General features: G+C 70.2%; 21 protein-coding genes. 9 read left to right on the top strand and 12 right to left on the bottom strand.

Annotated features, from left to right (window positions below; translation table 11 throughout):
* Positions 1–9: 9 nt before the first annotated feature.
* The 4 genes from Q7T09_RS00470 to rsmA all read left to right on the top strand — a co-directional run bounded on the left by Q7T09_RS00470 (position 10) and on the right by rsmA (position 5,537).
* Entirely contained in the window at positions 10–2,292 is a 2,283-nt protein-coding gene (locus tag Q7T09_RS00470) for an LPS-assembly protein LptD (RefSeq protein WP_304696986.1), read from the top strand.
* Between the two features lie 70 nt (positions 2,293–2,362).
* Complete coding sequence (locus Q7T09_RS00465; protein WP_304696985.1) at positions 2,363–3,706, top strand: peptidylprolyl isomerase; 1,344 nt, start codon at positions 2,363–2,365, stop codon at positions 3,704–3,706.
* Positions 3,703–4,710, top strand: coding sequence for a 4-hydroxythreonine-4-phosphate dehydrogenase PdxA (gene pdxA, locus Q7T09_RS00460; RefSeq protein WP_304696984.1), 1,008 nt, complete (start codon positions 3,703–3,705; stop codon positions 4,708–4,710). Before Q7T09_RS00465 ends, pdxA begins: the two co-directional genes overlap by 4 nt.
* 11 nt (positions 4,711–4,721) lie before the next feature.
* Entirely contained in the window at positions 4,722–5,537 is an 816-nt protein-coding gene (gene rsmA / locus Q7T09_RS00455; RefSeq protein ID WP_304696983.1) for a 16S rRNA (adenine(1518)-N(6)/adenine(1519)-N(6))-dimethyltransferase RsmA, read from the top strand.
* Here rsmA and Q7T09_RS00450 read toward each other — a convergent pair.
* From Q7T09_RS00450 to Q7T09_RS00430, 5 genes are all read right to left on the bottom strand, one after another.
* Positions 5,534–6,088: a hypothetical protein gene (locus Q7T09_RS00450; protein WP_304696982.1), complete on the bottom strand. Its 555-nt coding sequence runs from the start codon at positions 6,086–6,088 to the stop codon at positions 5,534–5,536. The genes rsmA and Q7T09_RS00450 overlap by 4 nt on opposite strands.
* Before the next feature lie 67 nt (positions 6,089–6,155).
* Positions 6,156–6,923 (bottom strand): sulfite exporter TauE/SafE family protein, encoded by a 768-nt coding sequence (locus Q7T09_RS00445; RefSeq protein ID WP_304696981.1) that lies wholly within the window; start codon positions 6,921–6,923, stop codon positions 6,156–6,158.
* Positions 6,920–7,126: a hypothetical protein gene (locus tag Q7T09_RS00440; RefSeq protein WP_304696980.1), complete on the bottom strand. Its 207-nt coding sequence runs from the start codon at positions 7,124–7,126 to the stop codon at positions 6,920–6,922. Before Q7T09_RS00440 ends, Q7T09_RS00445 begins: the two co-directional genes overlap by 4 nt.
* Positions 7,127–7,134: 8 nt before the next feature.
* Entirely contained in the window at positions 7,135–7,581 is a 447-nt protein-coding gene (locus Q7T09_RS00435; RefSeq protein ID WP_304696979.1) for an SRPBCC domain-containing protein, read from the bottom strand.
* The gene (locus Q7T09_RS00430; RefSeq protein ID WP_304696978.1) at positions 7,581–7,763 is read right to left on the bottom strand and encodes a DUF3606 domain-containing protein; all 183 of its coding nucleotides are present in this window, start codon (positions 7,761–7,763) and stop codon (positions 7,581–7,583) included. The genes Q7T09_RS00435 and Q7T09_RS00430 overlap by 1 nt, the downstream gene beginning before the upstream one ends.
* A 208-nt stretch (positions 7,764–7,971) precedes the next feature.
* On the opposite strand from Q7T09_RS00430, the gene Q7T09_RS00425 reads away from it, so the two are divergent.
* Positions 7,972–8,781, top strand: a complete 810-nt coding sequence (locus tag Q7T09_RS00425) for an RcnB family protein (RefSeq protein WP_304696977.1) — start codon at positions 7,972–7,974, stop codon at positions 8,779–8,781.
* A 50-nt stretch (positions 8,782–8,831) separates the two neighbouring features.
* On the opposite strand, the gene Q7T09_RS00420 is transcribed toward Q7T09_RS00425, so the two are convergent.
* Positions 8,832–9,353, bottom strand: coding sequence for a hypothetical protein (locus tag Q7T09_RS00420; protein WP_304696976.1), 522 nt, complete (start codon positions 9,351–9,353; stop codon positions 8,832–8,834).
* Positions 9,354–9,501: 148 nt separating this feature from the next.
* On the opposite strand from Q7T09_RS00420, the gene Q7T09_RS00415 reads away from it, so the two are divergent.
* Positions 9,502–10,761: a DUF4010 domain-containing protein gene (locus Q7T09_RS00415; RefSeq protein WP_304696975.1), complete on the top strand. Its 1,260-nt coding sequence runs from the start codon at positions 9,502–9,504 to the stop codon at positions 10,759–10,761.
* A 216-nt stretch (positions 10,762–10,977) separates the two neighbouring features.
* A complete protein-coding gene (locus Q7T09_RS00410) occupies positions 10,978–12,042 on the top strand; it encodes a DMT family transporter (protein ID WP_304696974.1) in 1,065 nt (354 codons plus the stop codon).
* A 142-nt stretch (positions 12,043–12,184) separates the two neighbouring features.
* Here the strand turns inward: Q7T09_RS00410 and Q7T09_RS00405 are convergent, their stop codons facing one another.
* Positions 12,185–12,925 carry a hypothetical protein gene (locus Q7T09_RS00405; RefSeq protein ID WP_304696973.1) on the bottom strand — a complete coding sequence of 247 codons (741 nt, stop codon included), beginning with the start codon at positions 12,923–12,925 and terminating at the stop codon, positions 12,185–12,187.
* Positions 12,926–13,206: 281 nt separating this feature from the next.
* Here Q7T09_RS00405 and Q7T09_RS00400 point away from each other — a divergent pair, with 281 nt between their 5' ends.
* Positions 13,207–13,560 (top strand): hypothetical protein, encoded by a 354-nt coding sequence (locus Q7T09_RS00400; RefSeq protein ID WP_304696972.1) that lies wholly within the window; start codon positions 13,207–13,209, stop codon positions 13,558–13,560.
* Positions 13,557–14,105, top strand: coding sequence for a DUF6036 family nucleotidyltransferase (locus Q7T09_RS00395; RefSeq protein WP_304696971.1), 549 nt, complete (start codon positions 13,557–13,559; stop codon positions 14,103–14,105). Before Q7T09_RS00400 ends, Q7T09_RS00395 begins: the two co-directional genes overlap by 4 nt.
* Positions 14,106–14,153: 48 nt before the next feature.
* On the opposite strand, the gene gmk is transcribed toward Q7T09_RS00395, so the two are convergent.
* From gmk to Q7T09_RS00365, 5 genes are all read right to left on the bottom strand, one after another.
* Positions 14,154–14,807: a guanylate kinase gene (gene gmk, locus Q7T09_RS00390; protein ID WP_304696970.1), complete on the bottom strand. Its 654-nt coding sequence runs from the start codon at positions 14,805–14,807 to the stop codon at positions 14,154–14,156.
* 129 nt (positions 14,808–14,936) lie between these two features.
* Positions 14,937–15,821 carry a YicC/YloC family endoribonuclease gene (locus Q7T09_RS00385; protein WP_304696969.1) on the bottom strand — a complete coding sequence of 295 codons (885 nt, stop codon included), beginning with the start codon at positions 15,819–15,821 and terminating at the stop codon, positions 14,937–14,939.
* A 310-nt stretch (positions 15,822–16,131) separates the two neighbouring features.
* On the bottom strand, positions 16,132–17,163 hold the full coding sequence (gene mltG, locus Q7T09_RS00375) for an endolytic transglycosylase MltG (protein ID WP_370689180.1): 1,032 nt from the start codon (positions 17,161–17,163) through the stop codon (positions 16,132–16,134).
* Between the two features lie 62 nt (positions 17,164–17,225).
* Entirely contained in the window at positions 17,226–18,509 is a 1,284-nt protein-coding gene (gene fabF / locus Q7T09_RS00370) for a beta-ketoacyl-ACP synthase II (RefSeq protein WP_304696967.1), read from the bottom strand.
* A gap of 76 nt (positions 18,510–18,585) precedes the next feature.
* A complete protein-coding gene (locus Q7T09_RS00365; protein ID WP_056019455.1) occupies positions 18,586–18,825 on the bottom strand; it encodes an acyl carrier protein in 240 nt (79 codons plus the stop codon).
* Between the last annotated feature and the right edge of the window lie 61 nt (positions 18,826–18,886).

The raw sequence follows: 18,886 nt of genomic DNA, 5'->3' as shown, positions 1-18,886 counted from the left end.
CCTAGCTTCATGAGTCGTGGTCGCCGTTCCGTCTCCGTAAAGCGCGGCCTGCTGGCGAGCGTGGCGGTCATCGTCGTGGCGATGTCCGCGCAGGCGCACGCCCAGGCGCCGGGCGGCAAGGCCCCCGTCGACGGGCTTGAGCCCGGTCAGCTCTACATGGAAGCCGACCTCGTCATCCGCGACGACAAGAACAAGATCACCACCGCCCGCGGCGAGGCCGAGGTCCGCTACGAGGGCCGCACCCTGCGCGCCGACGAGTTGGTCTATGACGAGGCCCGCGGCGTGATGACCGCCAAGGGCCAGGTCCAGATCATCAACGCCGACGGCAGCATCGAATATGCCGACGAGCTGGTGCTGGACGAGGCCATGAAGGCCGGGGTCGCCACGGGCTTCGCCGCCCGCCTGGCCCCCAGCATCAAGCTGGCCGCCGCCACCGCCGTCCGCCGCAGCGAGCGGGTCAACGAACTGAACCGCGCGATCTACACCCCCTGCGAGATCTGCGCCGCCGACGGCTCGCCCAAGTCCCCCACCTGGTCCATCAAGGCCGACAAGGTGGTGCAGGATCGCGACCGGCAGCTGATCTACTACCGCAACGCCGTGATCCGCATCTTCGGGGCCCCGGTGCTCTATTTGCCGCTGTTCTGGCACCCCGACCCGCAGGCGGTCCGCAAGTCCGGCTTCCTGCCGCCCAAGCTCGGCGCCTCGAACCGCCGCGGCCTCAGCTATGAGCAGCCCTATCTGCAGGTTCTCTCGCCGTCTTCGGATATCACGCTAAGTCCTCAAATTAACACGAAAGTTAATCCGTTCTTCAACGGACATTACCGCAAGCGGTTCTACTCCGGCGCGATCGACGCCCGGTTCGGCTACACCTATGACGAGGACTTCGACGGCAAGGGCAATCGCTTCGGCGACGCCACCAGCCGCAGCTATGTCCTGGCCTCGGGCCAGTTCGCCATCGACGAGCGCTGGAACTGGGGCTTCACCGCCGAGCGCACCTCCGACGACCTGCTGTTCGACAAGTACGAGATCGGCGACGTCTACGCCGCCCGCGGCCCTTATATCGCCGACGACCGTCGCCTGATCTCCCAGGTCTACGCCACCCGCCAGGACCAGAGGTCCTATTTCTCCGCCGCGGCCTTCTCCATCCAGGGTTTGCGGCCCGGCGACAACGACCGCGCCTTCCCCTTCGTCGGCCCCCTGATCGAGGCCCGCTGGGAGCCGCAGACCAACATCGCCGGCGGCCGCCTGCGCCTACTGGGGTCGGCCGTGGCCCTCACCCGCGAGGAGTCGCCCCTCAGCGTCGCGCCGCAGCGCCTCCCGGGCCTCGACAGCCGCCGGGTGACCGGCGAGGTCGACTGGCGAGCCACCTTCACCGCCCCCGCCGGCATAAGGGTTTCGCCCTTCGTGAACCTCCGCGGCGACGCCTACGCCCTCGACGACCTGAACACCGTCAAGGGCGCGTCGAAGACCCTGTCGCGGGGCCTGGCCGTGGCCGGCGCCGACATCACCTGGCCCTTCGTGCGCCGGTTCTCCGACTCCACCGTGATCCTGGAGCCCATCGTCCAGATCGCCGCCTCCCCCAACGCCCGTCAGGTGGTGGTGGGGACCAGCGCCACGGGCGCGCCGGTCTATCTCAACGAGGACTCGGTCGCCTTCGAGTTCGACGAGACCAACCTCTTCCGGGCCAACAAATTCCCCGGCTACGACCTCTATGAGGACGGCGTGCGGGTGAACGCCGGCGGCCGCGCCTCGGTGTTCTGGGACGACGGGCGCCGCGCCAGCCTGCTGGTGGGCCGCAGCTTCCGCAACCAGAGCAACGACGTCTTCTCCCCCCAGAGCGGCCTGCGCCAGACCCGTTCCGACTGGATCGTCGCCGCCGACGCCCAGCCCATCAAGGGCCTGTCCTTCTTCGCCCGCACGCGTCTGGATTCCGACGACCTCACCGTCCAGCGGGCGGAAGCCGGCGCCAACCTCTCGATGAAGCGGGCCAACGGCTATTTCCGCTACCTGCGCGACCGCGCCAACGCCAACGGGGTCAAGGTGGAGAACCTCGATCTCGGCGGCGACATCTACCTGACCAAGCACTGGGGCCTGACCGCCTACGGCAACCGCGACCTGGTCCAGGACGCCTGGGTGATCCGCGACCTCGGCGTCACCTACCGCGACGACTGCACCCGCGTGGACATCATCTACCGGCGCGAAGACACCGTGGTGGGGCGTCTGGGTCCCACCGAGTCTCTCGCCATACGCCTCACCCTCGCCACATTGGGCGGACCGTTGTATGCGAACTGAAATTCGCCACCGGAATGGCCCTTCGCACCGACCTGCCCATGGCCATCCGCTCCAAGGAAACTCCCCACCCATGATGCGTGCGCGTAATGTCACGGGCCTTTCGGCGCGCGGCGCCGCCATGGCGATCGCCCTGGCCACGACGGCGATCCCTTCGGTCCTCTGGGCCCAGGAGGCGCCGCCAGCGGTCGCTGCTCCCGTCGCCCCGACCCCGCCGGCCGGGATCAACGAGTCCGTCGCCGCCGTGGTCAATGACGACATCATCTCGACCTACGACCTGGCCCAGCGCATGCGTCTGTTGATCGCCACCTCCGGTGTGCAGCCGACGGCGCAGAACCTGCCCCAGTTCCAGCGCGAGGCCCTGATCGGTCTGGTGGACGAGAGCCTGCAGCTCCAGGAGCTGCGCCGCGTCGAGCGCGAGCAGAAGATGGACATCGTCGCCACCGACGACGAGGTCACCGAGGAGCTGGCCGAGATGGCCAAGGGCAACAACATGTCCCTTGAGCAGTTCCTCGGGAACCTCAAGGCCCAGGGCATCGGCGAGGAGACCCTTCGCCAGGAGGTCCGCGCCAACACCAGCTGGCAGCGCTGGATCCGCGGCCGCTACGGCTCGCGGCTGCGCATCGGCGACGATCAGGTCAAGGCCGTGCAGCAGCGCCTGGCCGCCGCCGCCTCCAAGCCCCAGTACCAGATCAGCGAAGTCTTCATCGACGCCAACCGCGTCGGCGGCATGGACACCGCCATGACCGGCGCCGGCCAGCTCATCACCCAGATGCAGCAGGGCGCGCCCTTCCCCGCCGTGGCCCGCCAGTTCTCCGCCGCCGCCACCGCCGCGGCCGGGGGCGACGCCGGCTGGATCACCGCCGGCGAGATGGCCCCCGAGATCGACGCGGCCCTGGAGCAGATGCGCCCCGGCCAGCTGTCGCGCCCGATCCAGGTCAAGGACGGGGTCTACATCATCTACCTGCGCGACAAGCGCGCCGGCGCCGGCGGTATGATGGTCAGCCTCAAGCAGGCCGCCGTTGGGCTGCCCCAGACCGCCGACCAGAGCGCCGTGGAAGCCGCCAACGCCAAGCTGGTGGCCCTGCGCGCCCAGGTGACCGGCTGCGGCGATCTGGAGGCCCAGGCCGCCAAGACGCCCGGCATCATCGCCGGCGACCTGGGCGAGGCCGAGATCAAGGACCTGGCGCCCGCCTTCCGCGAGGCCGCCGAGAGCCTCGAGGCCGGACAGCTCTCGCAGCCGATCCGCACCAGCGCCGGCCTTCACCTGCTGGCGGTCTGCGCCAAGCGCGCCAGCGGCGGCGAGGGCCAGACCCGGGAGCAGATCGAAAACCGTCTGTTCGGTCAGCAACTCAGCATGATCGCCCGGCGTTATATGCGTGACCTTAGGAACTCGGCGACCATCGAGACCAAGTGAAGACAGGCCCACTCGCCCTGACGCTCGGCGACCCCGCCGGCATCGGACCGGAGATCATCGTCAAGGCTTGGGCGCAGCTGCGCCAGTCGGGGCCGGCCTTCCTTGTGGTCGGCGACAGCCAGTCCCTGGCCTCGGCGTCGGGGTCCGGCGCCTCCATCGTCCGCCGGGTCATTTCGCCCGACGACGCCGCCCGGGTCTTCCCCGACGCCATCCCCGTCCTCGACATCCCCCTGCGCGCGCCGGTGGTTTCGGGCCAGCCCACGGCGGCGGCGGCCAAGTCGGTGATCCAGTGGATCGAGACCGGGGTGGGCCTGGCCCTCTCCGGCCAGGTCTGCGGCCTGGTCACCGCTCCCATCGCCAAGGCGCCCCTCTACGAGGCCGGGTTCGCCTTCCCGGGCCATACCGAGTTCCTGGGCGAGCTGACCCAGTCCACCCGCTATGACGGCGCCCGGGGGCCGATCATGATGCTGGCCGTCCCCGGCCTGCGCACCACCCTGGTCACCGTCCACGAGCCCATCGCCAAGGTCGCCGCGGCCCTGAGCATCGAGAAGGTGGTCAATGCCGGCCTGGTCACCGCCCAGGCCCTGCGCCGCGACTTCGGGATCGAGATCCCCCGCCTGGCCGTGGCCGCCCTCAACCCCCACGCTGGCGAGAGCGGGGCCATTGGGCGCGAGGAAAACGACATCATCCTGCCCGCCATCCGCTCCCTGCGCGACCTGGGTGTCGACGCCACGGGACCGACCCCGGCCGACAGCCTGTTCCCCGAGGAGATGCGCGCCCGCTACGACGCCGCGCTCTGCATGTATCATGATCAGGCGCTTATCCCCGTGAAGATGCTCGACTTCTGGGGCGGCGTTAATGTGACCCTGGGCCTGCCGATCGTGCGCACCTCGCCCGATCACGGCACCGCCTTCGACATCGCCGGACGCGGCCTGGCCCGCGCCGACAGCCTGGTGGCCGCCATCCGCATGGCCGACGAGATCGCCACCCGCCGCGCGGGCTGATAGGCAGGGCCATGACCCTCGACGACCTCCCGCCCCTGCGCGACACCCTCGACGGGCACGGCCTGATCGCCAAGAAGAGCTTCGGCCAGCACTTCCTCTTCGACCTCAACATCACCCGCAAGATCGCCCGCCTGGCCGGGGTGGGGGCGGGCGATCACGTCATCGAGGTGGGCCCCGGCCCCGGCGGCCTGACCCGCGCCCTGCTGGAGACCGGCGCGCAGGTCACCGCCATCGAGAAGGACCCGCGCTTCCTCCCCCTGCTGGAGGAGCTGGCGCAGGCCAGCGGCGGCGCCCTGACCGTCCACCTCGACGACGCCCTGACCGCCGACGAGGCCGCCCTGGCGGCGGGCGGGCCGACGGCCGTCGTCTCCAACCTGCCCTACAATGTCGGCACGCCCCTGCTCATCAAGTGGCTGACCGGGCGCTTCCAGCCCATCTCTCTCACCCTGATGTTCCAGAAGGAAGTGGCCGAGCGGATCGTCGCCGCGCCCGGGTCCGACGCCTATGGTCGGCTGGCCGTCATCGCCCAGGCCACCGCTGACGCCAAGCTGGTGATGGAGGTCTCGCCCCGGGCCTTCACCCCGCCGCCGAAGGTGACCTCGGCGGTGGTCCATCTGGTCCCCCACGCCGCGCGCCTAGACCAGGCCCTGTTGGACGCCCTGCAGACGATCACCGCCGCGGCCTTCGGCCAGCGCCGCAAGATGCTCCGCTCCAGCCTCAAGCAGCTGGGGGGCGAGAGCCTCTGTGAAAAGGCCCGCATCGATCCCTCCCGCCGGGCCGAGACCCTGGACGTCGAGGAATTCCTGAGCCTGGCGAAGGCGATCTAACGCGGCGCCATACGCTCGTCGCCGACGGAGCACGCGCCGCGGTCCAGGCCGCTCGGCCCATGGCTGCGGGGGCCATGCCAGTTGGGGCCGTGATCCATCCGCTCGGCGCACAGCGGCCCGTGGTCGGCCGCGGCTGGGCTGGAGGCATAGGACAGCCCGATCGACTGCCGGTCGCCCGACCCATAGCCGCCATAGCCGCCGAACCGGTCGTCGCGGCTCTCGCTGACGGCGATGGCCAGGGTTCCGGTCTCGCCGAGGGGGATCAGGCTCATGGCGTAGACGCTGCGATAGCCGCCGGTGCCGACCGCGATCCCCACCTCGCCGTGGACCTGGCGCTTGCTCTCGCCCGAGGTGATCCCGTCCACGCCCTCGTCCTCAAGGCTGGGCAGGGGCGCCGACCTGATGAACTGGTCGATCTGGGCCGCCGTGGAGAGCTCCGCGACCGGAGCCGGGGTCGCCGAGGCCGTGGCCACCGCCTCCTCCGCCCGCGCCGAGCTCGCCCCCATCAGCGCGGCGAGGGCCAGGCCAGCGGTCCAGGATCGTGGCGTCATGGGGAAGCTCCTTCGCTCTCAAACTCGCCCGCGATTGCGGCGCGCTGAGGGCTCGACTGTTTCAGTCCTAACCCAAAAGCGAGATCGCGCCATCCCAGGCCAGCTTGCCCCCCACCCCGATCAGCAGCAGGTAGATCACCCGGTAGAAGGCGGCGCCCGGGACCCGCCGCACCAGCCACACCCCGGCCCAGGTCGAGGCGATGGCGAGCGGCAGCAAGGCGACCGAGGTGGTCAGGCTCTGGTGGGTGAACTGACCGAGCGCCAGATAGGCCGGGACCTTCATCCAGTTCACCACGGCGAAGAAGATGGCGCTGGTGCCGATGAAGACGTCGCGCGCCAGCCTCTTGGGCAGGACGTACATCTGGAAGGGCGGCCCGCCGGCATGGCTGATCTGGCTGGTGAAGCCCGCCGCGATCCCCGCCAGCACGCCGCGCCAGGCCAGGCCCTCGGGCAGGGCCTCGACCACCGGCGCGGCCGCCCGCTCCAGCCACAGACGCTGCAGGGCGAAGACCACCGAGACCGCCCCCACCGCCAGCTCCACCGCCCCGGGCTTGACGAAGGCCGCCAGGGCGAAGCCCGCGAATATCCCCACCGCCGCGCTGGGCAGCATCAGGATCAGGATCTTCCGGTCCCAGGTCTTCCGGAACGCCCAGACGCTCACCACGTCCTGCACGATCAGGATCGGCAGGGTGATCGAGGCCGCCAGCACCGGCGAGACCGACAGCGCCATCAGCGGCACGGCGATCACTCCGATCCCGGCGAACCCGCCCTTGGCCAGGCCCAGGATGATCACCGCCGGAACCGCCAGGGCGTAGAACCAAGGGTCGGTGATCATCGGCGCGCGCCGCTCTGGTCCGATCCGGTGACGATGTCGGTCCCCGGCCCGCCGTCGCGGATGGTCTTGTCGCGATAGATCACCGCCCCGATCAGATTGGGCGTCCGGCGGATGGCCGCGCAGAAATCGTCCCAGTGTTCGCTCGGAACCCACAGGCAGGGGCTGCGCGGATCCTCGTCGATGGCGAGGTCCACCAGGTCCATGACGCCCATCATCCCAGGGCGGCCACGCGGGCGGCCAGGGCTGCGTTCACCGCCTCATAGGCGGGGACGAAGTCGCGGGCGATCTGGGCCTTGGAGAAGGTCATGGGGATCAGCCCCCTCAGGTCCTCGCCGTGCAGCAGCCGCGTGCCGCCGCCCTCCGGCGACAGGGTGAAGTGATGCCGCCCCCTGAACAACAGCGGAACCGACCCGGCCCAGGCCAGGGCCTTGCCCGGCTCGCAGGCCACCAGCGTCACGGTCTGGGAAATGGTGGCGCCGGGCTTGGCCGAGCCCAGGTTGCGGAACACCATGGGGATCTTGGCCCCCAATACCGCTTCGCCGTGGGCCTCCAGGTTCAGCGGGTTCCATTCCCGATACCGCGCGAAATCGGCCAACACCGCCCACACCGCCTCGGGCGCCGCCGGGATCAGGGCGTCGGTACGGATCAGGTGGGCCATCAGCGCTTCTTGCCCAGCTCGGCGGCGATGTCCTTCACCATCATGCCGACCTTGCGGTAGGCGCTGATGATCTGGTCGTGGGTCACCCCCCAGCGCTTGGCCCAGTATTCCACCTGGTGGCGCTCCTTGGGATCGAGCCGCGGCGAGTCGCGGAAATCCCGCTTGCCCTTGGGTTCGGCCATGTCAGCTCCTTGAATCCGAGCCCCTGGATTGTCACCGCAGCGGGACCAGGGCAAGACCCGGGTCTTCCTCCGCCCGCCGGCGCCCTGATCCAAGCTTGACCAGGATCAATCCTAGCGCGCGCCACCCGAGGCATGATCTTCCCAAGTTGTCCGCCGCATTTTGGAGCAACGATGAAGGCCCACGCCTTCGCAGGATGAGGAGACCCCCATGACCCGTGTTCTGAGCGCCGCCCTGGCGCTGTCCCTCTTGAGCGGCGCCGCCGTCGCCCAGCCCTACGACCCCTACAATCGGAGCAACGATCCGCAGAACCGCTACCAGTACCAGCGCACCCCCGGCGGCTATCAGTACGGCCCCCGCTGGTCGCGGGGCGACCGCCTGCCCAGCCAGTACCGGCAGAACGACGACATCGTCCGCGACTGGCGTCAGCTCGGCCTGCGGTCCCCGCCCCGCGGCTATCGCTGGTACCGTTACGACAGCCACAACTACTTCCTGGTGGCCACCTCCAGCGGCCTGATCGCCGAGACCGTCTACCGGGACGACCGCGACCAGCGCTGGAACCAGCGCTACACCCGCACCTACACCTATCAGGACGACAGCTATTACCAGCAGTGCCGCGACAAGCCCGATCCGGCCGGCGTCCTGATCGGCGCCATCATCGGCGGCCTGCTGGGCCAGTCCGTGGGCGGCGACAACCGGACGGGAACCACCGTCACCGGGGTCATCGTCGGCGGCGCCATGGGGGCGGCCCTCACCGGAAATCTCGACTGCGAGGACCGCAGCTACGCCTATCGGACCTATTACGACGGCTTCAATTCCGGCCGCCAGGGCAGCCGCTACCAGTGGCGCAACCCCAGCAACGACCACCGCGGGACCTTCCAGGTCGGCCAGTACTACAACGACGCCGGCGGCTTCCGCTGCACCACCTACAGCCAGACCGTCTACATCCAGGGCCGCACCCAGCAGGCCCGCGGCCACGCCTGCCGACAGCCCGACGGCTCCTGGACCGTCGTCGACTAGGTTCGCCTCCTAGGTTCGGCCCGCCGCTCCGGTCCAGCCGGGGCGGCGGGTCAGGCCGGCGGGCAGGCCAGGCCCAGCCGCACGCCCTTCAGATAGCCCCGCCGCGCCGTGGCCGCCAGGATCGCCAGCCGCAGCTCGCGGTCCAGCTTGCCGGCCTGGGTCATCCAGCGCAGCACCCAGCGATAGGGGATGGCCCCGCGCACCGCGCCCACGATCGCCCGGTCGGCCGCCCGTCCCATGGCCCCGGACCGGGTCTCCGCCGCCGCCAGCACATCGACGTCGGGGCCCAGCAGATCGTCGAGCTGGAGGATCTCGCGGGCCAGGGCCGCGCAGTCGGGGGGACTTGGCAGGGCGTAGGGCGCGGCCGCCACCGCCTTCATTTCCGGCGGCGTCACCGCCCCGGTGATCCCCAGCCCGCTCTCCCCGCCCCGCACCATGGCGCCCGACCGCTGGGTGGCGACGGGCGGGGTGGGTTCCGGCGCGGCGCCGTCGCGCGTCGAGGCGCAGCCTCCCGCCGCCAGGCCAAGGACCAGGACGGTGGCGAGGGCGGCGCGCGGAAAGGATCTGGTCATCGCTGTCATGGTCTCAACCCAGGGTGTGCGGGAGCTTGGCCGCACAACACGCCCCACGACCTGATTCAGATCAAGGCCCCGCGAGGTTCTGCGCCGAGGATCGCGACCGCCTTGACCGCGCGCGGTCCTTGCCGCCTGACTGGCGCCGATGGACACCGAAGACGATCTTCTGCTCCGCCTGGGCCTGGCCCTGGCCATCGGCCTCATCGTCGGCATCGAGCGCGGCTGGCGCTGGCGCGACGCCCCGGAGGGCGCCCGCACCGCCGGGGTGCGCACCTTCACCCTCATCGGCCTGCTGGGCGGGCTCTGCGGCGCCCTGTCGATCCTCGCGGAAAGCTTCGTCCCCTGGGTGGCGGGCCTCGCCGTCCTCACCGCCGCCTTCGCCGTCTTCAGCTACCGGGAAAGCACCGCCGAATCCGACTTCAGCGTCACCAATGTGGTGGCGGCCATGACCGTCTTCGTCCTCGGCGTCCTGGCCGCCATGGGCGACATCCGCGCCGCCGCCGCCGGCGGGGTGGCCACCGCCGGCCTCCTGGCCAGCCGCGAGACCCTGCACCGCGCCGTGGCCCGCCTCAGCTGGATCGAGCTGCGCGCGGCCCTGCTGTTGCTGGCCATGACCGTGGTGGTCCTGCCCCTGCTGCCCAACCGCACGGTCGACCCGCTGAACGCGCTCAATCCCTACGAGCTCTGGCTGCTGATGATCCTCATCGCGGCGGTCTCCTACAGCGGCTACATCGCCCAGAAGGTGGCCGGCCCCGACCGCGGACCGCCGCTCGCGGGCCTGCTGGGGGGCCTGGCCTCCTCCACCGCCACCACGCTGGCCATGGCCCGCCTCAGCCGCCAGGCCGACGACGCCCGCGGCCTCGGCTCCGGGGTCTGCCTGGCGGCCATGGTCTCCCTGACCCGCGCCACGGTCCTGGCTGGCGTCCTGGCGCCGGACCTGATCCCCCTGGTGGCCGTTCCCGCCGCCGCCGGGGCCCTGGTCTTCGCCGCCGCAGGCCTCCTGCCCCTGCTGCGCCCGGCTGTCGGCGCCCCGGCCCGGCCCGACACCGTCCCCTTCGAGCTCACCGCCGTGCTCGGTTTCGGCCTGCTGCTGATCGTCGTCACCTTCCTCGGCGCCTGGGTGACGAAGGAGGCGGGCGTCACCGGCGGCTACCTGTTCGCCGTGGTCTCGGGCCTGGTGGACGTCGACGCCATCACGCTGTCGACCGCCCGCTCGGTGGCCCGCGGCGTCAGCCTCGACTTCGCCGCGGGCGCCATCCTGGCCGCCTTCGCCGCCAACGCCGTCCAGCGCGTCGTCTTCGCCCACCTGTTCGGCAGCCGCCCCTTCGCCCTGCGCTTCACCCTGGCCTCCGCCCTGGCCCTCGCCGCCGGCGCCGCGGCCTGGGGCGTCCAGGCGGCGCTGTAGGCCGCGCCCCCAAGATGCTCCCCCTCTGGGGGAGCTGTCAGCAAAGCTGACTGAGGGGGACTTTGACTCTTGTTTTGGGGCGGTAAGGGTCAACGACGTTGATCCCCCTCCGGCACGGACCTGCGGTCCGCGCCACCTCCCCCACATCGGCGCTGCGCGCCTGGGGGAGGATCTGCAGGGCTCGCCCCCAGCCGCCCATCCCCCTAAGCTCCCCCCATGATCCGCAACCGTCCCGGCGTCCTGCTCGCCATCGCCTCGGCCGTCCTGTTCGGCGCCAGCACCCCCTTCGCCAAGCTGCTGCTGGGGGGCGGGGTCAGCCCCTGGCTGCTGGCCGGCCTGCTCTATCTGGGCTCGGGCCTGGGCCTCGCCGCCGTCCACCTGGCTAGAGGCGCCCTGGGGGTCCCGGCCGCCGAGGCGCCCCTGCGCCGCGCCGACCTGCCCTGGCTTGCCCTGGTGGTGCTGAGCGGCGGGGTCGTCGGCCCGGTCCTGCTGATGGTGGGCCTGGCGACCACCGCGGCCTCCAGCGCCGCCCTGCTGCTCAACCTCGAGGGCCTGGCCACCATGGCCATCGCCTGGCTCGTCTTCCGCGAGAACGTCGACCGCCGCCTGCTGCTGGGCGCCGCCGCCATCCTGGCCGGCGCCGTGATCCTGTCGTGGCAAGGCGGTCCCGCGGGCCTCGGCCTCGGCGCGGTGGCCATCGCCGGCGCCTGCCTGGCCTGGGGGATCGACAACAACCTGACCCGCAAGCTCAGCGCCGCCGATCCCGTGCAGATCGCCCTCATCAAGGGCCTGGCCGCCGGCGCCGTGAACCTCGCCCTGGCCCTGGCCCTCGGCGCCCGCCTGCCGCCCCTGACGGAGACCCTGGGCGCCGGCCTGGTGGGCCTGCTGGGCTACGGCGTCAGCCTCGTCATGTTCGTGCTCGCCCTGCGCCACCTCGGCGCGGCGCGCACCGGCGCCTACTTCTCCACCGCCCCCTTCATCGGAGCGGTCCTGGCCATCGGCATGTTCGGCGAGCCGGTCACCGCCCAGCTCATCGCCGCCTCAGCCCTGATGCTGATCGGCGTGGCCCTGCACCTGATGGAGGCCCACGAGCACCCCCACACCCACCAGGCCATGGCCCACGAGCACCGCCACGTCCACGACGCCCACCACCAGCACGAACACGGCCCGAACGACCCGCCCGGCGAACCCCACAGCCACCCCCACCGCCACGCCCCCCTGACCCACACCCACGCTCACTATCCGGACCTGCACCACCGACACGGGCACGGGGCGGGGTAGGCAAGGTCGCAGACTCATCTCCTCTCCCCTTTCAAGGGGAGAGGTTGGGTGAGGGGATCGTCCCGCAACTCACCACCTGGCCGGACCGCCCCCCTCACCCGACCTCTCCCCCCAGAAGAAGGGGGAGAGGAGGATCTAGCGCCTATTCCACCGCCTTCGCCGCCTCCCGCCGCCTCATCCCCGGCAACCGCGCCGGGATCGGGTTCAGCGCCGACACCTCCGGCAGGCTCATCCCCGCCGCCGTGACCATCGCCCGCAGCGTCTCCACCTCATCCTCCAGGCAGAAGTCGCGGACCTGCACATTGATCACCGGTGCCTCCGGCTCCAGGTCCCGCTCGACCCGCGCCCCATAGACCCGCGGCGCCAGCTTGGCCGCCTGCCATTTCAGGGTGTCGATCCGCAGCTTCGCCACCGCCACCGACTTGGCCGTGGCCGCCTTGGCGATGGCGCGGGCCTCGTCGAACATCCGATGCGCCTGGATGCGGCGCGCCTCCCCGTACTGGTCGGCGAACTCGGGATAGTCGGCCAGCCAGCGATAGACCGTCGCCGAGGACGGCAGGTCGGGGGCCGCGCACACCGCCTCCAGCCCCTGCGACCCCGCCGCCAGCCGTTCGCACACCGCCCGCGCCAGGGCCTCGTCGAACACCACCGGCCGCACCCGCCCCACCAGCGGCCGCGCCGCCTGCACCGCTAACCCCGTGGCCCGCGCCGCGTCCACCTTCGCCTTCAGGTCCGGAAACCGCCTCAGCCAGGCCCGCAGCGTGCTCTCGTGCGGCATCTCCTCGTCCCGGCACACCACCGCCAGCGGATCGCCCGCCTCCAGCCGCAGACACACCTCTTCCACCACCAGGGCGACCTCGCCCCAGACCCGCTTCCGGCTCATGGGAATATCCTGAAATTATAAGGGATCACGGTCCCAGGGACGCGCCGCGCGCAGCCCTGACCGATAATTTTCAAACTACCAAAACGCGCGCAAAATGCAAGAACATTTACGGAACATTTGAACTGCATCTCCACGCGACGCACGCGAACCCGGATGCGTGCGCGCCGCGGCGCCGGTCGGCGCGGATGGAATCCCTTGCGCGCCGGGCGAGCCAATTGGTTAGGCTTGCAGAAGGAGATTGTGCGATCACATGCTCAGAATGTCGCAGCGGCGCCGAGGACATGATGACCAGAGGTGAGCAATTCGTTGAATCCTTGCGCCTCAAGCATGACTTCTACGATCGCCATGAGCGGCGGTCCTATCTTCGCATGGTGGAGGTGGCCAAGCGGATCGTGGATCAACCAAGCCTGCTGAGGGCTGGGGACGCGTTCTTGGAGCGTTTCGCCCGCTCCGATCCTCAACAGGCGACCGCCTACGCGACGTGGAAGCGCACCCTGACCTTGTCGGCCGAGGAAGTTGCGCGCCAGCTCCTCGAAGACAGTGATCGGGGCGCCAACCTGCGCGACACCGCCCCCGTCTTTGTCGTGGTGCCCCGGGACGAACTGAACCGAGCCTGGCGAGCTCCGACCCCATGATGCTGATCCAGAACGTGAACCATATCCTGCGCGCCGCGGGAGAGGTCACGGGTCAGACCCGGTTCGTTCTCATCGGTTCCGCAGCGGTTATCGCCTGGCGCCGCGTTGTCCCGGTTGAGATGGCGATGACACGGGAAGTCGATCTCTTCGCCTATGATGTCGAAGACGTGGATGGCGTTTCGGAAGAGCTGGACGGTTCTCTTGGTCAGGGGTCCAACTTCGACAACACATTTGGCTACTACTGCGACGGCGTCGGCGCGGAGACAGCGATACTACCGACCGATTGGCTGGACCGCGCGATGGAGTATCGGACTCCCGAGGCGCCTGGAATTACGGCCATTGTTCCCGAGCCCGAGGACATCGCATTGGCGAAGCTCTGCGCCTGGCGACCAAAGGATATCAGTTGGCTCGTTGCGGCCGCCCGAGGCGCCATCATCAAACTCGACGTGATGCGCGCCAGGCTTCAACACATGCCGGCCCGCGCCGGAGACTTTGAGGAACTCTCGGCCCGCCTCCTGAGGCTTGATCAGCAAGGCCGAAGGTAGAGCGTGACGGTGGATACCGGTTCAGGCGCCAACAATGAGAGACCGCCCCTACCCCTCCGCCAGCAACCCCTCCACGAACCCCGGCAACCACGTGTTCCGCCCCGGCTTCAGCCGCTCGGCCCGGTAGATGTGGCTCAGGTCCGCATAGGCGCGGTCGAAGTTCTTGTTCACGATCACATAGTCATAGGCGCCCCAGTGGGCGATCTCGTCCTTGCCCAGCGCCAGGCGGCTGGCGATCACCGCCTCTGAGTCCTGGGCCCGCGCGTGCAGCCGCCGCGACAGGTCCTCCCACGATGGCGGCAGGATGAACACCCGCACGCTGTCGGCGGGCGCGGCCGTCGCGATCTGCCCCGCGCCTTGCCAGTCGATGTCGAACAGCACGTCCTTGCCGGCGTCCAGGGCGGCCATCACCGCGGCCTTGGGCGTGCCGTAGAGATTGCCGTTCACCTCGGCCCATTCCAGGAAGTGGCCCTGCGCGATCATCGCCTCGAACCCCGGGCGGTCGACGAAGAAGTACTCGCGCCCCTCCTCCTCGCCCGGACGCGGGTCGCGGGTGGTGGCCGAGATCGACAGCGTCAGGTCGCTGTTGTCCGACACCAGCCGCCGCGACAGCGAGGTCTTGCCCGCGCCGGCCGGGCTGGAGACCAGCAGCAGCAGGCCGCGCCGGGTGGTTTCCCAGGGCTTCGAATGGTCGTCGGTCATGGTCGCCCTCCCTCCCCTTCATGGGGAGGGACAGATTGCGTAGCGACCGGGGTGGGGGAGTCTGGCGGGAATTCCCCATCCGTCCGAGGCTGCGCCTCGTCCACCCTCCCCATGAAGGGGAGGGAAAATTCATTCCACATTCTGCACCTGCTCGCGGAACTGCTCGATGGTGGCCTTCAGGTCCAGCCCCACCGTGGTCAGGCCCGGCAGGGCCGATTTCGAGCACAGGGTGTTGGCCTCGCGCATGAATTCCTGGGTCAGGAAGTCCAGCCGCCGCCCGGCCGGGCCCTCGCCGGCCATCAGGGTCCGGGCGGCCTCCACATGGCCGGCCAACCGGTCCAGCTCCTCGCGGACGTCGGCCTTCACCGCCAGGGCCGCGGCCTCCACCACGATGCGCTCGGCCACGCCGGGTGCGTCGGGCGCCAGCTCGTTCATCCGCCGCTCGAAGCGCTCCTTGATCGCCGCCGTCTGGCCCGCGGCCTCGGTCTCGGCCTGGATCACCAGGCCGGCGATGCGGTCGATCTGCCCGGCCAGGACGAGCGCCAGGGACGCGCCTTCCTCCCGCCGGTTGGCCAACAGGGCGTCCAGGGCGGCGTTCAGGCTGGCGGCCATGGCGGCCTCCACCTGCGCGAGCGTTTCGGGATCGTCCACCGCCTCGCCGGCCTCGATCACGCCGCGCAGGGCCAGCAGCCCGTCCAGGCTGGGCGTCGCCGCCCGCCCCTCGGCGACATAGGGCGCGCCCGCCGCCAGATAGCGCTCCAGCTGCTCCAGGTTGATGGTGACCTTGCCGGCCGCGTCGCTGCGCTTGCCGGTGATCGCGATGGTGACATTGCCCCGCTGGAACCGCGCCTGGGCGGCGTCGCGCGCCGTCCGGTCCAGGGCCTCGAACCCGGGGACCCCGCGATAGCGGATCTCCAGGTTGCGCCCGTTCACCGAGCGCGCCTCCACCGACCAGCTCCAGTCGCCGCTGGCGCCCTCGGCCCGGCCAAATCCCGTCATGCCGGAGAGGGGCATCAGAGGCCTCCGAACCGGAGTCCTTCTCCCCTTGCGGGAGAAGGTCGCCGGTCGGAGACCGGTCGGATGAGGGGTCGCACTGACCTCTCAGACCAAACAACCACGTCATCCCGGCCAAGGCCCGTCAGGGCCGCAGAGCCGGGACCCAGGGGCGACCACACTGCGCCGGCCCCTGGGTCCCGGCTCTCCGCTTCGCTGCGGCCGGGATGACGCAGTGGGTTTGCAGGATAGGGACATCGACCCCTCATCCGACCCTGCTCCGCAGGGCCACCTTCTCCCGCAAGGGGAGAAGGAACCCGGGGGCGAAGGCTCACGGCTCCACCGTCACGCCGGGCGCGTCCACGGGCGCCCCGGCCAGGGTCTCGTTGCTGGTGGCCGCCCCACGGTTACGCTCGATGGCGCGCCATTTGGCGACATTAGCGTTGTGCTCCTCCAGGGTGGAGGCGAAGACGTGCCCCCCGGTCCCGTCGGCCACGAAATAGAGCTCGTCGGTCTTGGGCGGGTCCAGCACCGCGGCGATCGCCGCCCGGCCCGGATTGGCGATCGGCGTCGGCGGCAGGCCGTTGATGGCGTAGGTGTTGTAGGGGGTGGCCGCCGCCAGCTCCGAGGCGCGGATGCCGCGCCCGAGCGGCTCGCCCTGGGTCAGGCCGTAGATGATGGTGGGGTCGCTCTGCAGGCGGATGCCCTGGCGCAGGCGGTTGATGAACACCGCCGCCACCCGGGGTCTCTCGCTCGCCTTGCCGGTCTCCTTCTCCACGATGGAGGCCAGCGTCACGGCCTCCTCGGGGGTGGTGAAGGGCAGGCCCGGCTGGCGCTTGGCCCACAGGCTGGTCAGCAGCTCGTCGCGGGCGTCCATCATCCGGCGCAGCACCGCCGAGCGGTCCTCGCCCCGCTCGTACTGATAGGTCTCGGGCAGGATCGAGCCCTCCGGCGGGGCGGCGGCCACCCCGGTCAGGTCGGTCTTGGCGGTCAGCGCGGCCACCACCATGGCGCTGGTGCGGCCCTCGGGGATGGTGATCTGGTGGCGGACGATCTTGCCGTCGCGGATGTCGGCCAGCACGCTGGCCATGGAGGCGCGGCTGGCGAACTCGTATTCGCCGGCCTTCAGGGCCCGCGCCGCCCCGGTGATCTGGGCGGCGGCCACGAAGACCGGGGCCGAGCGGATGACGCCCTCATGGGAAAGCGTCGAGGCGATCTCGGGCAGGCTCGCGCCGTGCCGCAGCATCACCGTGGTGGCGTCGCCGGCCTTGGCCGCGGGCCCCGGTCCCTGGAAGGACCAGACCACCCAGACCGCCACCAGCATGGCGGCCACCGCCAGGGTGGCGGCGGCGCTCAGCAGCATGATGACCAGCCTGCGCAAGGGGGTGATGCCGCCGTTCCGTTTGGGGGATCGCGGCCTCTGGCTCACGTGACCTTCTTGAACACGACCGAGGCGTTGGTGCCGCCGAAGCCGAAGCTGTTGGACAGGGCGTAGGTGATCGCCATCGGTTTCGCCTTGTGGGGGATCAGGTCGATCACCGTATCCACCGAGGGGTTGTCCAGGTTGAGGGTCGGGGGGGCGATCTGGTCGCGGATGGCCAGGCAGGAGAAGGCCGCCTCGATGGCCCCGGCCGCGCCCAGCAGGTGGCCGGTGGCCGACTTGGTCGACGACATGGAGATGTCCTTGGCGTGATCGCCCATCAGCCGGGTGACCGCGCCAAGCTCGATCTCGTCGCCCATCGGGGTCGAGGTGCCGTGGGCGTTCACATAGTCGATGTCGCCCGGCGTGACGCCGGCGTCCTTGAGGGCCGCCTTCATGGCCCGGAAGCCGCCGTCGCCGTCCTCGGCCGGGGAGGTGATGTGGTAGGCGTCGCCCGCCAGGCCGTAGCCCACGACCTCGGCGTAGATCTTCGCGCCGCGCGCCTTGGCGTGCTCGTATTCCTCCAGCACCAGGATGCCGGCGCCCTCGCCCATGACGAAGCCGTCGCGGTCCTTGTCATAGGGACGGCTGGCCTTGGTGGGCTCATCGTTGAAGTTGGTCGACATGGCGCGCGCGGCGATGAAGCCGGCCATGCCCACCGGGCAGATGGCCGCCTCGGCCCCGCCGGCGATCATGATGTCGGCGTCGCCGTACTTGATCAGCCGGGCGCCGTCGCCGATGGCGTGGGCCCCGGTGGCGCAGGCCGTGACCACCGAGTGGTTGGGGCCCTTGAATCCGTAGCGGATGGAGACCTGGCCCGAGGCCAGGTTGATCAGCGCCGACGGAATGAAGAACGGCCCGATGCGGCGCGGCCCCTTCAGGTGCAGCTCCACGGCGTTCTTCTCGATGGTGGCCAGGCCGCCGATCCCCGAGCCGATGATGACCCCGGTGCGTTCCTTGTCCTCGTCGGTCTCCGGGACCCAGCCCGAATCCTTCACCGCCTCGTCGGCCGCGGCCATGGCGTAGAGGATGAAGTCGTCCACCCGGCGCTGGTCGCGCGGGCTCATGGTCTGGTCGGGGTCGAAGGAGCCCGGGACGTCGGGCCCGCCGCCGCCGCGCCCATCGACGCGCGGGACCTCGAAGGCCACCTGACAGCCATAGTCGGTCGGATCGAAGGTCGTGACCCGACCCGCGCCGGACTTGCCCGCAAGCAGGGCCTGCCAGCTCAGTTCGGTTCCCTGGCCCAGGGGGGTCAGAAGACCGATGCCGGTGACCACAACTCGACGCATGGTGGAGCTCCAAAACGCAGACCGCCGCGGCTCATGTGAGCGTCGCGGCGGTCAAATCTTGAACGAACTCTGGGCCTTAGGCGCCCAGACGCTCTCCGATGAACTTCACCGCGTCGCCGACGGTCTGGATGTGCTCCGCCGCGTCGTCGGGGATCTCGATATCGAATTCTTCTTCGAAGGCCATCACCAGTTCGACGTTGTCGAGGCTGTCGGCGCCCAGATCGTCGATGAAGCTCGCCTTCTCGGTGACCTTCTCCGGATCGGCGTCGAGGTGTTCGATGACGATCTTACGCACGCGCTCGAGGATGTCGGACATCAGGTTTAGTTCCTCAATTAGTCACTTGATCCATCCGTGACCGCCGACATGTTGTCAACCG

It is taken from the genome of Phenylobacterium sp. (assembly GCF_030645195.1).
Lineage (GTDB): Bacteria > Pseudomonadota > Alphaproteobacteria > Caulobacterales > Caulobacteraceae > Phenylobacterium.
The sequence above is the reverse complement of the archived record's forward strand: the minus strand, read 5'-3'. Positions and strand labels throughout refer to the sequence as shown.

Coding starts and splice junctions, on each gene's coding strand:
- Q7T09_RS00470 (WP_304696986.1), top strand. CDS start 10: ATGAGTCGTGGTCGCCGTTCCGTCTCCGTAAAGCGCGGCCTGCTGGCG.
- Q7T09_RS00465 (WP_304696985.1), top strand. CDS start 2,363: ATGATGCGTGCGCGTAATGTCACGGGCCTTTCGGCGCGCGGCGCCGCC.
- rsmA (WP_304696983.1), top strand. CDS start 4,722: ATGACCCTCGACGACCTCCCGCCCCTGCGCGACACCCTCGACGGGCAC.
- Q7T09_RS00450 (WP_304696982.1), bottom strand. CDS start 6,088: ATGACGCCACGATCCTGGACCGCTGGCCTGGCCCTCGCCGCGCTGATG.
- Q7T09_RS00445 (WP_304696981.1), bottom strand. CDS start 6,923: ATGATCACCGACCCTTGGTTCTACGCCCTGGCGGTTCCGGCGGTGATC.
- Q7T09_RS00440 (WP_304696980.1), bottom strand. CDS start 7,126: ATGGACCTGGTGGACCTCGCCATCGACGAGGATCCGCGCAGCCCCTGC.
- Q7T09_RS00435 (WP_304696979.1), bottom strand. CDS start 7,581: ATGGCCCACCTGATCCGTACCGACGCCCTGATCCCGGCGGCGCCCGAG.
- Q7T09_RS00430 (WP_304696978.1), bottom strand. CDS start 7,763: ATGGCCGAACCCAAGGGCAAGCGGGATTTCCGCGACTCGCCGCGGCTC.
- Q7T09_RS00425 (WP_304696977.1), top strand. CDS start 7,972: ATGACCCGTGTTCTGAGCGCCGCCCTGGCGCTGTCCCTCTTGAGCGGC.
- Q7T09_RS00420 (WP_304696976.1), bottom strand. CDS start 9,353: ATGACCAGATCCTTTCCGCGCGCCGCCCTCGCCACCGTCCTGGTCCTT.
- Q7T09_RS00415 (WP_304696975.1), top strand. CDS start 9,502: ATGGACACCGAAGACGATCTTCTGCTCCGCCTGGGCCTGGCCCTGGCC.
- Q7T09_RS00410 (WP_304696974.1), top strand. CDS start 10,978: ATGATCCGCAACCGTCCCGGCGTCCTGCTCGCCATCGCCTCGGCCGTC.
- Q7T09_RS00405 (WP_304696973.1), bottom strand. CDS start 12,925: ATGAGCCGGAAGCGGGTCTGGGGCGAGGTCGCCCTGGTGGTGGAAGAG.
- Q7T09_RS00400 (WP_304696972.1), top strand. CDS start 13,207: ATGATGACCAGAGGTGAGCAATTCGTTGAATCCTTGCGCCTCAAGCAT.
- Q7T09_RS00395 (WP_304696971.1), top strand. CDS start 13,557: ATGATGCTGATCCAGAACGTGAACCATATCCTGCGCGCCGCGGGAGAG.
- gmk (WP_304696970.1), bottom strand. CDS start 14,807: ATGACCGACGACCATTCGAAGCCCTGGGAAACCACCCGGCGCGGCCTG.
- Q7T09_RS00385 (WP_304696969.1), bottom strand. CDS start 15,821: ATGCCCCTCTCCGGCATGACGGGATTTGGCCGGGCCGAGGGCGCCAGC.
- mltG (WP_370689180.1), bottom strand. CDS start 17,163: ATGCTGCTGAGCGCCGCCGCCACCCTGGCGGTGGCCGCCATGCTGGTG.
- fabF (WP_304696967.1), bottom strand. CDS start 18,509: ATGCGTCGAGTTGTGGTCACCGGCATCGGTCTTCTGACCCCCCTGGGC.
- Q7T09_RS00365 (WP_056019455.1), bottom strand. CDS start 18,825: ATGTCCGACATCCTCGAGCGCGTGCGTAAGATCGTCATCGAACACCTC.